The 12,938-nt window shown below is 62.6% G+C and carries 7 protein-coding genes; 1 reads left to right on the top strand and 6 read right to left on the bottom strand.

What is annotated here, in order from left to right:
* Window positions 1–7: 7 nt before the first annotated feature.
* From SynTAK9802_RS09595 to rpsT, 5 genes are all read right to left on the bottom strand, one after another.
* Window positions 8–4,096 (bottom strand): DNA-directed RNA polymerase subunit beta', encoded by a 4,089-nt coding sequence (locus tag SynTAK9802_RS09595; protein WP_186495893.1) that lies wholly within the window; start codon window positions 4,094–4,096, stop codon window positions 8–10.
* 47 nt (window positions 4,097–4,143) lie between these two features.
* Window positions 4,144–6,048, bottom strand: a complete 1,905-nt coding sequence (locus SynTAK9802_RS09600; RefSeq protein WP_115080893.1) for a DNA-directed RNA polymerase subunit gamma — start codon at window positions 6,046–6,048, stop codon at window positions 4,144–4,146.
* A 48-nt stretch (window positions 6,049–6,096) separates the two neighbouring features.
* Window positions 6,097–9,390 (bottom strand): DNA-directed RNA polymerase subunit beta, encoded by a 3,294-nt coding sequence (gene rpoB, locus SynTAK9802_RS09605; protein WP_038553495.1) that lies wholly within the window; start codon window positions 9,388–9,390, stop codon window positions 6,097–6,099.
* 281 nt (window positions 9,391–9,671) lie between these two features.
* Complete coding sequence (locus tag SynTAK9802_RS09610) at window positions 9,672–10,460, bottom strand: TatD family hydrolase (protein ID WP_186495894.1); 789 nt, start codon at window positions 10,458–10,460, stop codon at window positions 9,672–9,674.
* A 48-nt stretch (window positions 10,461–10,508) separates the two neighbouring features.
* Window positions 10,509–10,805, bottom strand: a complete 297-nt coding sequence (gene rpsT / locus SynTAK9802_RS09615; protein WP_011365018.1) for a 30S ribosomal protein S20 — start codon at window positions 10,803–10,805, stop codon at window positions 10,509–10,511.
* A 101-nt stretch (window positions 10,806–10,906) separates the two neighbouring features.
* Here rpsT and hisD point away from each other — a divergent pair, with 101 nt between their 5' ends.
* Window positions 10,907–12,220 (top strand): histidinol dehydrogenase, encoded by a 1,314-nt coding sequence (hisD, locus tag SynTAK9802_RS09620; RefSeq protein WP_186495895.1) that lies wholly within the window; start codon window positions 10,907–10,909, stop codon window positions 12,218–12,220.
* Here the strand turns inward: hisD and rpiA are convergent.
* A complete protein-coding gene (gene rpiA, locus SynTAK9802_RS09625) occupies window positions 12,213–12,932 on the bottom strand; it encodes a ribose-5-phosphate isomerase RpiA (protein WP_115010040.1) in 720 nt (239 codons plus the stop codon). The genes hisD and rpiA overlap by 8 nt on opposite strands.
* Window positions 12,933–12,938 lie beyond the last annotated feature (6 nt).

A 12,938-nucleotide genomic window follows, 5' to 3' on the forward strand; every position in this document is an offset into this window, starting at 1 on the left:
GCGGAGCTCATTCGTCAGAGAGCAGGCCCTCTTCCTGAAGACCCTCAACGGCTTCAGCATCGACCACCTGCTCTTCCTTCAGCTCATTGTCGGCGTCCGGACGGGTGAACGCGGCGAAATTGCTCGCCGAGGGGTCGATGTTGTGGCGGGTGCGGGTGGCCTCGAGATCGGCGTCACTGGGGTCATCCAGCACCGCACTGGCGCTAGCCGCAGGGGGCATGTCGACGGTGTAGTCGGGACGAAGGTTCTGCATGCGGCGGTAGCCGGCCGGGTCCTCCGAAAGGATGTCGGGGTGAGGGCCAGCCTCCTTCTGCAGCTCTTCTTCGAAGCCGCTGAAGCCGGTACCTGCAGGAATCAGGCGACCGATGATCACGTTCTCCTTGAGACCACGCAGCCAGTCGCTCTTGCCCTCGATGGCGGCTTCTGTGAGCACCCGGGTCGTCTCCTGGAAGGAGGCGGCGGAGATGAAGCTGTCGGTGTTGAGCGACGCCTTGGTGATACCCAGCAGCACCGGGGTGAACTCGGCGGGAGCGCCACCGGTGATCGCCATGGCCTGGTTGGTGTCTTCCACCTGACGCAGTTCGATGAGCTCACCCGGCAACAGGGTGGTGTCGCCGGCATCTTCGACCCGCACCTTGCTGGTCATCTGACGGACGATCACCTCGATGTGCTTGTCGTCAATCGAGACGCCCTGGGACTTGTAGACGTTCTGAACCTCAGTCACCAGACGGTGCTGCAGGTTGGCGATCGCCTCCTGGGCGGCCTCCATCAGAGGCTTGCGGCTACGCAGATCTTCGAAGTAGCACTCGAGCAACTCGTGGGGGTTGATCGGGCCATCGGTCAGCAGTTCACCAGCGGTGACCTGTTGGCCATCGCTCACCATGATGTTGCGGCCGAGCAGGATCGGATATTCACCGATGGCGTCATCAGATTCGATCACGTTGACGGCGAGGGACTCGTCGTCTTCACCCTGCTTGATCTCAACGGTGCCAGGCTTCTTGCAGAGAATCGCGGATTCACGGGGGCGACGGGCCTCCAGCAATTCCTCGATTCGGGGCAGACCCTGAACGATGTCACCGGTCTTCTGGCGTTCGAACACCAGCAGGGCCAGGCCATCACCGCGCTGCACCAGATCTCCATCACGCACGTGCAGGACGGAGTCGGGCGACACCATGTAGGGACGTTCCAGACGCAGGGTGACGCTGTTACCGCTGACGGCCTCGATCTCACCACAGCAGGTGGCGGTTTCGCCGTCGGCAAGGGCATCGCCATCGACAATCCTCTGACCGACGCTCACCACCGGCTTGCCGGAGGTGCTCAGGGTGGTGGTGTCTTCGGGGCGTTCCACGATCATCCGACGCACCGGGTCGGCTTCCGTGGCTTCAGGCAACTGCGCCAGACCGGCCTGCTTGCAGAGGATCTGCGTGGTGGCGACGACATCGCCAGCCTTCACAGACACGCCATCTTCGACCTGCAGCTCGGTGTGGGTTGAGCCGTGGCTGGAGTCGGACATGGTGTCGCGACGCACCAGGATCGACTCGAGGATCACAAGGCGCAGACGGGAAATGGTCTTGGCCCGCTTGTCGGGAGCCTTCTCCACATCCACCGTCATCTGCGGGGTGGTGTCGAAGGTTTCGAGCAGCAGCTGGGTCTTGAGCAGCTCCACACCTTCAACGGACTTGATCAGTTCGTTGTCCTTGAACGCCAGACGCTGGGTGGCCTTGATGCCGAGGTGAGGGCCATTGGCCTGCTTCACATGGGACAGCTCAGGCAGCTGGGCCTCGTTGGGAATGGTGTACTCCTCAACCGGACGTAGCAGCAGACCCTTGCCTTCGGGGGTCTCCACCGTCTGCACATACTTCATCGTGTCAACGGACAGCCCCTTGGCGATGTCTTCGCCGGGGTTGACCATCTGGCCATCACCCTCGAAACGCTCCAGCGCCTTGGCATCGGTGCAGAGGTGGAACTCACCACTGCGGACGATGATTTCGCGCAGGATGTCGTTCTTCTGGGTGACGGTGACGATGCCCGCGGTCTGGCTGAAGATGTCTTTGACAACCTCGGTGCCGGCCTCGATCCACTGACCGTCGGTGATCATCAACAGGGAGATGTCCTTGTTGATTTCGTGGGTCTCCTGGGGGATCCACAGCAGGGTGCCGCCCTTGTTGACCTCGTAACCGTTCTTGGCGGAACGGGCCTTCTTGATCGCCAGACCAGGGGCGAACTTCACCAAACCACCGGTGCCGGTGCGGAAGCGGTCATCCGCCAATTCAGCGATGACCTCACCGGAACCGATCTTGCTGCCGGGGATGGTGTTGAGGCGGTAACGGGTGCCGTCTTTGGCCTCGAGGTTCCAAATCTCACCAGAGTGGGTGGACTCCTCCAGCAGTTTGAAGTCCTTTAGGGTCATCGCCGTGGTGACGATCTGCACCTCACGGGAATCACCGATGGAGTCGCGCAGGCGCACTTCACCGCCGTACTCACTGCGCTGGCTGGCTTCGGCCAGCACCTGACCCTCAGTGACCTGGGTCTCACTGGTGACCACGGGCTGAGCGTTGGGCGGCAGGTTGTAGACGTCGCCGGAAAGCACCCACATCCGGCCGAGACGCTGGGCCTTCAGGGTGATGTTGCCCTGGCGGTCGGTGACCTCACGGGGCTGGATCGCCTCCTCGTAACGCACCTGGCCAGCCAGGTCGCAGATCACGTCCTTGGTGGCCTTCTCCACACTCTTCTTGACCGCACCAGCGGCGATCTGCGCCACCGTGACGTCGGCATCGATGTCAGCACCGTTGTCGACGAACAGCAGGGAGCCGTTGGTGATCTCGATCTTCTGGGCCTTGCCCTTGCCGGACGGCTTGATCGTGAGGTTGAAATCAACCTCAGCCTGTTGGGCGTTCACACCGTGGGGGGTGCGGTAGGGACGCACCCGCGCCTTGCTGCCGAACTCGACGGTGCCCGCCAGCTTGGAGCGGACCACACCGGTCTCAGCGGTGGACACACCACCGGTGTGGAAGGTCCGCATGGTGAGCTGGGTTCCGGGCTCACCGATCGACTGGGCCGCGATGATGCCGACGGCTTCACCCAGGTCGACCAGTTCGTTGTGGGCCAGTGCCCAGCCGTAGCACTTACGGCAGACGGAACGGTTGGCTTCACAGGTGAGCGGCGAACGCACACTCACGGCCTTGACGCCAGCAGCCTCGAAGGACTTGGACAGAGGCGGATCAATTTCGGTGTCGCGCTCAGCCAGCACTTCGCCATCAGCATTCACCACTTGGGCGGCGGTCAGGCGACCCACAAGCCGACTGCCGAATTTGCCGTCCTCAGCGTCGACCACGATGTGGCGGGTCGTGCCGCAGTCGTCCTCACGGACGATCACATCCTGGGCAACGTCCACCAGACGACGGGTGAGGTAACCGGAGTCGGCGGTGCGCAGCGCCGTATCCACCAGACCCTTCCGGGCGCCGTAGGAGGAGATGACGTACTCGGTGACCGTCAGACCCTCACGGAAGTTGGTGCGGATCGGAAGGTCAATGATTTCACCCTGCGGGTTGGCCATCAGGCCGCGCATGCCCACCAGCTGACGCACCTGTGACATGTTTCCCCGGGCGCCGGAGTTGGCCATCATCCACACCGAGTTCAGCGGTGCGTTCTCGTCAAAGTTCTTTTTGACGGCATCAACCAGACGCTCGTTGGTCTCGGTCCAGGTGTCGATCACCTTGGTGTGACGCTCCACCTCAGTGATTTCACCCAGGCGATAGCGCTCTTCGGTGGCCGTGATCTGTTCCTCGGCCTGGCCCAGCAGATCCTTCTTCGCCTCAGGCACCTTGAGGTCATCAACGGAGATCGACACAGCCGCCTGGGTGGCGTACTTGAAGCCAAGATCCTTGAGGTTGTCGGCCATGGCCGACGTCACCGCCGTGCCGTGGTTCTTGTAGGACCAGGCGACGAGCTGCTTGAGGGCCCGCTTGTCGATGACCTGGTTGCGGAACGGAGGTGGGGTCTTCGAGAGCGGACGCGATGCGCTCACTGGAGCCTCTTTGGCGGCCTTAGAGGCCTTGCTGGATTTGGACTTGCGGGATTTCGAGGACGAGGTCATGGCTGCGCGCGGATCAGGAGTTAAGGAGGAAGGACGTCTGGCTTGATTCAGGCGGCGGCCACCGCGTCGATGATCGTGTGATTCATCACCACGCGGCCCACAGTGGTGAGGATGTAGCGGCTGATCAGGGCACCGTCTTCATCGAAACGGTCGCGGCGATAGCTCCACTCTTCGATGCGCGTGCCATCGCTGAGGGATTCGCTCTTGCTGGGGGCATCCAGCTCTTCATCGTCCTGAACTTCACCGTTGAAGCGGACCCACACCCAGTCGTGCAGACCGATCCGGTTGTCTTCAAAGGCGTGGATGACATCCTCCAGACCCGCGAACGTGCAGCTGCGATCGCCGAAGTCGGGCTTGGAGACACCGGGTTGCAGCGCCGTCAGGTAGTAGGAGCCCAGCACCATGTCCTGAGACGGGGTGATGATCGGCTCACCGGTCGCAGGCGACAGGATGTTGTTGCTGGCCAGCATCAGCATGCGGGCCTCGGTCTGCGCCTCGATGGCCAGGGGCACGTGAACGGCCATCTGGTCACCGTCAAAGTCAGCGTTGAAGGCTGGGCAGACGAGGGGGTGCAGCTGAATGGCACGGCCATCCACCAGCTTGGGTTCGAAGGCCTGAATGCCGAGACGGTGCAGGGTTGGAGCACGGTTCAGCAGGATCGGGTGACCGTCGATCACCTCTTGCAGCACCTGCATCACTTCATCGTCAGCCCGCTGAATCAGCTTCTTGGCCGCCTTGATGTTGTTGACGATGTTCTGGCGGATCAGGCGGTGAATCACGAAGGGCTGGAACAGCTCGATCGCCATCTCCTTGGGCAGACCGCACTGGTGCATCTTCAGCTTCGGACCCACCACGATCACGGAACGACCGGAGTAGTCGACCCGCTTACCCAGGAGGTTCTGACGGAAGCGGCCCTGCTTGCCTTCAATGATGTCGCTCAGTGACTTGAGCGGACGGTTGTTGGCACCCACGACGGTGCGACCGCGACGGCCGTTGTCGATCAGGGCATCGACGGCCTCCTGCAGCATCCGCTTCTCGTTGCGGACGATGATTTCAGGGGCCAGGATTTCCTGGAGCCTCGCCAGACGGTTGTTGCGGTTGATCACCCGCCTGTAGAGATCGTTGAGATCGCTGGTGGCGAAGCGACCACCATCGAGCTGCACCATCGGGCGCAGGTCGGGCGGAATCACAGGGATCACATCCAGCACCATCCACTCGGGACGAGCGTTGGTGGCGATGAAGTTGTCGATCACGCGCAGACGCTTGATCAACTTGGCGCGCTTCTGACCCTTGCTGCCGTTGATCTCCTCACGCAGCTGCTCAGCCACTTCATCGAGGGTGAGGTCTTCCAGCAATTGCTTGAGGGCCTCGGCACCGATGCCCACCACGGGCTCGTTCTCGATCTCGGAATCTTCGGCGTAGATCTCGTCTTCAATTTCCAGCCACTCGTCTTCAGTGAGCAGCTGCTTGTACTTCAGGTCCTTGTGGTCGCCGGGATCCAGCACCACATAGCAGTTGAAGTAAACGATCTGCTCCACATCCCGCAGGGGCATGTCCAGCAGGATGGCCACGTAGCTGGGGATCCCCTTCAGGTACCAGACGTGGGAGACGGGGGCCGCCAGCTTGATGAAGCCCATGCGGTGACGACGCACGCGGCTCTCGGTGACCTCCACACCGCAGCGTTCACAAACGATGCCCCGGTGACGAACCCGCTTGTACTTGCCGCAGTGGCATTCCCAGTCTTTGGACGGGCCAAAGATCTTTTCGCAGAACAGCCCGTCCATCTCGGGCTTGAGGGTGCGGTAGTTGATGGTCTCCGGCTTGGTGACCTCACCGACCACCTGGCCGTTGGGCAGGGTGCGCTGTCCCCACTCCATCACCCGATCGGGTGAGGCGAGGGTGATCTTGACGTAATCGAAGTGGTTCTCGGTGCGGAGGTTGCTGTTGGTCATTGACGGTTAAGGAAGAAGGAGCGGGGAATCGGTTCGTTCGTTGATCCGTCAGTCCTCGTCGTAATCCGCGACGCCGAGGGATTCGTAGGTGGGCCTGCTGGGGGTGCTGCGACGTGGGTTCACGTCCTGCATCAGATCCACTTCCTTGCCTTCGTCGGTGTAGACGGCGATGTCCAGACCCAGGGACTGAAGCTCGCGCATCAGCACCTTGAAGGATTCCGGTGTACCCGGGCGGGGAATCGGCTTGCCCTTGACGATGGCGTTGAGGGCCTCGTTGCGGCCCTGCATGTCGTCGGACTTGACCGTGAGCAGTTCCTGCAGGGTGTATGCGGCGCCATAGGCCTCGAGGGCCCACACCTCCATCTCACCCAGACGCTGACCACCTTGCTGCGCTTTACCGCCCAGGGGCTGCTGGGTGACCAGGGAGTAGGGGCCGGTGGAACGGGCGTGAATCTTGTCGTCCACCAGGTGAACCAGCTTGAGGAAGTGGGAGTAACCCACGGCCACGGGCTGATCGAAGGGCAGACCGGTGCGGCCATCCCTCAGCTGCAGCTTGCCGGGATCCTCAGGGTCGTACACCCAACCCTTGCCGGGCTGCTTGGCGGCTTCCTTGAGGAAGGTCTCGACGGTCTGCTGGGACTTCTCAGCACCGTGCATCTCATCGAAGGGAACGATGCGCACGCGGCAATCCAGGTTGGACGCTGCCCAACCCATCAGCAGCTCGAACACCTGACCCACATTCATCCGGCTCGGCACACCCAGAGGGTTGAGCACGATGTCGACCGGGGTGCCGTCGGGCAGATAGGGCATGTCCTCCCGAGGAAGGATGCGGCTGATGATGCCCTTGTTGCCGTGGCGGCCAGCCATCTTGTCGCCGACCTGGATCTTGCGGCGCTGGGCCACATACACCCGCACCACCATGTTGGCGCCGGGGGGCAGCTCATCACCCTGTTCACGGGTGTAGATGCGCACATCCACAACGCGGCCACGCTCGGTGCCGGGCACCCGCAGGGAGTTGTCGCGCACATCGCGGGCCTTCTCACCGAAGATCGCGCGCAGCAGCTTCTCTTCCGGCGGCTGATCGGATTCACCCTTGGGCGTCACCTTGCCCACGAGGATGTCGCCGCTTTCAACGAAAGCGCCCACGCGGATGATGCCCATCTCGTCGAGGTTGCCCAGGCTTTCCTCAGCAACGTTGGGAATTTCGCGGGTGATCTCCTCAGGTCCGAGCTTGGTCTGACGAGCTTCGATCTCGTACTTCTCGATGTGAACCGAGGTGTAGAGGTCGTCGGTGACCAGACGCTCGCTGACCAGCAGCGCGTCCTCGTAGTTGTAACCCTCCCAGGGCATGTAAGCGATCAGAACGTTCTGACCCAGGGCGATCTCACCGCCTTCACAGGCGGAACCATCCGCCATCACCTGGCCGACGATCACCGGATCGCCGCAGCGGACGATCGGGCGCTGGTTCAGGCAGGTGTCCTGGTTGGAGCGCTGATACTTCTGCAGGAAGTGGGTGTGGTCGTTGCCGTCCTCGTCCTGAACAACGATGGCGTTGGCATCCACATAGGTCACGGTGCCATTCACCCGGGAAATCGGCACCATGCCGGAGTCGCGGGCCACCTGGGTTTCCAGGCCGGTTCCCACCAGGGCACGCTCGGGACGCAGCAACGGCACAGCCTGACGCTGCATATTGGAGCCCATCAGGGCGCGGTTGGCGTCGTCGTGCTCCAGGAAGGGAATCAGGGACGTTGCCACGGAGATCACCTGCACAGGTGACAGGGCGACGTAGTCGACCTGCTCAGGGGGGACCTTCTCGAAGTCCTGGCGGTAACGCACAGGAATCAGATCCGCCGAGATCCGGCCGTCGTCCTCGGTGGCCACATCACCAGGGGCGACGCGCACTTCGTCTTCCCGGTCGGCAGACAGGTAGATCGGATCGCCATCCTTAAGAACGACACCGTTCTCCACCTTCCAGAACGGCGTTTCGATGAAGCCGTATTCGTTGACCCGGGCGTGGGTGGCCAGGGAGTTGATCAGACCGGCGTTGGGGCCTTCCGGCGTCTCAATCGGGCAGAGACGACCGTAGTGGGAGGGGTGAATGTCGCGGACGGCGAAGCCGGCACGCTCACGGGTGAGACCGCCGGGTCCAAGGGCCGAGATGCGGCGCTTGTGGGTGAGCTCAGCCAGAGGGTTGGTCTGGTCCATGAACTGGCTCAGCTGGCTGGAGCCGAAGAACTCCTTGATCGCCGCCACCAGGGGCTTGGGGTTCACCAACTGAGCCGGGGTCAGCGAATCGGTTTCGCCGACGGTCATCCGTTCCTTGATTATCCGCTCCAGACGGTTCAGACCCACCCGAACCTGGTTCTGCAGGAGTTCGCCCACGGAACGCACGCGGCGGTTACCGAGGTGATCGATGTCGTCGAGGCTGGCGCCGCCGACATCCAGTTCCAGGTTGATCAGGTAATCGAGCGTGGAGAGCACGTCCTCATGGGTGAGGGTGCGCACCGTGTCGGGGATGGTGAGGCGCAGCTTCTTGTTGATCTTGTAGCGGCCGACCCGACCGAGGTCGTAGCGCTTGGGATCGAAGAAACGGGTCTGCAGCAGCTGCTGACCGCCACTCACTGAGGGGGGTTCACCCGGACGGAGTTTCTTGTAGAGCTCAAGCAGCGCTTGGTCTTCCGAACTGATGCCCTCGTCGTTGGCTGCATCAATCGACTTCTTGTAGAACTCGGGGTGACGAAGCTTGTCGAGCACGTCGTTGTCAGACAGACCCATGGCACGCATGAGCACGTGCGCGTTGATCTTGCGGGTCTTGTCCACACGAACGTGGAGCAAGTCGTTCTTATCTGTCTCAAACTTCAGCCAGGCACCCCGGTTGGGGATGACGCTGGCGTTGTAAGTGCGCCGACCGTTCTTGTCCATTTCATCCTTGAAATAGACACCAGGGCTGCGCACGATCTGGTTCACGATCACGCGCTCAGCGCCGTTGATGATGAACGTGCCGCGCTCGGTCATCAGCGGCAGCTCGCCGATGAAGACCTCCTGCTCCTTGATCTCACCGGTCTCCTTGTTGACCAGGCGGCAGGTCACATACATCTGTGACGCGAAGGTCGCATCACGGCGCTTGGCCTCTTCCACATCGTGGCGGGGGCGCTTCAGGCGGTACTCGCTACCGATGAAGTGCAGCTCCAGCTTGCCGGTGTAATCCGTGATCGGTGAGAAGCTTTCCAGCTCCTCGATCAGACCTTGATCCAAAAACCACTTAAAGCTGGCCCGCTGCACCTCGACCAGATCAGGGAGGTAGGTGGCGGTCTTGGCGACCTGAATCGCGCTGCTGCTCATGCGGGGACCGGCAGAGAGGACGAAGGGACTGGGGAGGACTGGATTGGCGGCAGAAGCTCACCTGACAGGACGATTCGACACAACAGCAGCACCGACGGTTTCCAGGACGGAACCGACAGCGCCGCTGCTGCTGTTCAGAAATCGCGGGTCAGATCAGCTGACGACGACAAGTGCACCGGAAGGAAATGGACGCTTCAGGCACCACACACAAGACGGAATCCTGCGCATGGCCAGGCCAATACAACATCTTACATATGGACTCGACACCGTTGGAACTCCGGTTAAGGGAGTCCGAACAAACGCCGGGCGTTGGCGGTGCTGCTGCAGGCCACGCTATCGAGATCCACGCCGCGCAGCTCAGCCATCCGCGTGGCAACGGAAGCCACGAAGGCGGGCTCGTTGCGCTTGCCGCGGCGAGGCACAGGGGCCAGGAAGGGGCAATCGGTTTCCACCAGAAAACGATCCTCAGGCACCTGACGGGCACAGTCGTGGGTGGGCTCCGCCTTAGGGAAGGTGACGGTGCCGCTGAAGCTGATGTAGAAGCCGAGCTCCAGGAACTGGTGCATTTCATCGGGGGTACCGCCCCAGCAATGCATCACCCCTCCGGGGCAACGGCCCTGCGCCTTGCGGGTTCGCAGTTCCTCCAGCATTGGCTCGGCGGCATCCCGGCAGTGAATGATCACCGGCAGGTTCAACTCCACCGCCAGGTCCAATTGAGGGCGCAGCACAGCAAGCTGCTCCTCGAGATTCTTGTCTCGGAAGAGATCGAGGCCGAGTTCGCCGATGGCGACCACCCGATCGTCCTCCAGAGCTGCCCGGCGCAGCACCGCCACCGTGTCATTCCGCCAATGCTCGGTGTCCAGTGGATGGACACCGACGGAATAACGCATCTCCGGGAATCGATCCGCCAGGGCACGGATCGCCGGGATTTCGGAGGGTTCGACGCAGGCGTGCAGCAGTGCACCAACCCCAGCCTCACGCCAGCGTGAAGCGACCTCATCGAGGTCGTCGTCAAAGTTGCGGAAGACGATGTGACAGTGGCTGTCAATCAACGTCGGGGTGGGGGACACAGCTGGGCCGAATCGCGCTTTCGACCCATTCTGCCGGTTGAAACCGAATCAGCTGGCGGGCTCGAGCACCTTGCGCACGGCCGCACTGAGGCGGGACTTCTGGTTGGCACCGTTGTTGCGGTGCAGCACACCCACCTTCACGGCCTTGTCGATCTTGCTGAAGGCGGCACGCATGGAGGTCTGCACGCTGGCCTTGGCTTCATCACCAGGGGTGGCGCTGTAGGCGTCACAGGCGGCGAAGCAGCGCTTCATCAGGGTGCGCATCGACGACTTGTAGGTGCGGTTGCGCAGACGGTTGCGCTCAGCAATCTCAATCCGCTTCTTGGCTGACTTGTTATTGGCCACTGAGGCTTCAACGTTGCGAACAATCCAGCACCTTACTCCTTGACAGGCCCCCTTCCCTGGGTTGTGGAGTCCTAACTTGACCGAACTCTCCCACTGTTCCTTTGTCTGTTAGCCAGCCGGCCGTTGCTCCCCTTCGCATCGTGCGGGATCTGGACCGGGCCCAGACGGAGCTGAAACGGTTGTCGAGCCGCACCACACAAACCCAGCAGGGTGAAGCCCGTGAGCGGGTTGAAGCCATTCTCACAGCGGTGCGCGACCGCGGTGATGCCGCCATTGCCGACTTCACCGAACGGTTCGATGGCTTCCGGCCCGAACCGATGGCGGTGTCCCCCGAGGCCCTCGAACAGGCCTGGACGTCGCTGCCGACCAACCTGCGGGATGCCCTGGAGCTGGCCCATCGCCGCATCACCGACTTCCACCAACGCCAACGTCCCGCCGATCTGGCGGTGACGGGCCCCCACGGCGAACAGCTTGGGCGGCGCTGGCGGCCGGTGGAGCGGGCGGGTCTCTACGTGCCCGGAGGACGGGCGGCTTACCCGAGCACCGTGCTGATGAATGCGGTGCCAGCCAGGGTCGCCGGCGTCAAAGACGTGGTGATCTGTTCTCCCGCCGGACGTGATGGTGCGGTGAACCCCGTGGTGCTGGCAGCGGCCCACCTGGCCGGCGTGAAAACGGTGTTCCGCCTCGGAGGTGCCCAGGCTGTCGCCGCCATGGCCTACGGCAGCGAGAGCGTGCCCAAGGTGGACGTGATCAGTGGCCCCGGAAACCTCTACGTCACCCTGGCGAAACAGGCGGTGTACGGCCAGGTGGCCATCGATTCCCTAGCAGGACCAAGCGAAGTGCTGGTGATCGCAGACCACTCCGCCAATTCCGATCAGGTGGCAGCGGATCTGTTGGCGCAGGCAGAGCACGACCCCCTGGCGGCGGCGGTGCTGATCACCACCGACCCTGCACTGGCCGACGGGATCAACGCCGCAGTGGCCGAACAGCTGGCCGATCACCCCCGCCAGGAGATCTGCGAAGCCGCTCTGCGGGACTGGGGGCTGGTGGTGGTCTGCGACGACCTCGAGAGCTGTGCCCACCTCAGCGACAGCTTCGCCCCCGAACACCTGGAGCTGCTGGTGGAGCGGCCCGAACCCCTGGCGGATCGCATTCAGAACGCTGGAGCAATTTTCCTTGGCCCCTGGTCCCCAGAAGCGGTGGGGGATTACCTGGCAGGCCCGAACCACACGCTGCCCACCTGTGGAGCCGCGCGTTTCAGCGGGGCCCTCAGTGTTGAGACCTTCATGCGCCACACCTCGCTGATCGGTTTCAACCGGGCTGCCCTGGAAGCAACGGGTTCAGCTGTGCAGGAGCTGGCCACCAGTGAAGGCCTGCACAGCCACGCTGAATCGGTGCGACGGCGCCTCAGCTGAGGCGCTTCTCCAGGCTGCGGACACCCGCCACACCATCGGTGATCTCACCGACCAACACCTCATCGGTGATGTTGACGAACAGGCCGTTCTCCAGCACACCGGGAATGTTGTTGATCGTCTGCTCCAGGGCCACTGGATCGCTGATGCCGCCGTCGAGCTTGGCGTCCAGCACCAGGTTGCCCTGATCGGTAACCACAGGGCCGGCCTTGCGCTGGGCCATGCGCAGCTCAGCGCTGCCCCCGAGTGCTTCCAGCTGCTGCTTCACCTGGCGCCAGGCCCCTGGGAGCACTTCCACCGGCAGCAGAAAACCGAGGTTGAGACGGTCCACCAGTTTGGTGGAGTCCACCACCACCACAAACCGATCCGCCCGTGCCGCCACGAGTTTCTCCTGCACGTGGCATGCGCCACCACCCTTGATCAATTGGAAGCCAGGGTCGACTTCGTCGGCACCATCGATGGCCAGATCAATCCGGCTGACGGCGTTGAGACTGAGCAGGGGAATGTTGAGCTCAGCGGCCAGCACCTCTCCTTGGAAGGACGTGGTGACACCGACGATGTCTTTGAGTTCTCCGCTGGCGAGCTTGGCCCCCAGGCCCTGAATCATCAGAGCGGCGGTGGAGCCTGATCCCAGGCCCAGCACCATGCCGTCCTTGATCTGTTCCACGGCGGCATCAGCCACCGCCTGCTTCATCTGGGTCTGTAGATCAGCCATCGGGTC

The sequence above is a fragment of the Synechococcus sp. TAK9802 genome, assembly GCF_014279535.1.
Classification (GTDB): Bacteria; Cyanobacteriota; Cyanobacteriia; order PCC-6307; family Cyanobiaceae; genus Parasynechococcus.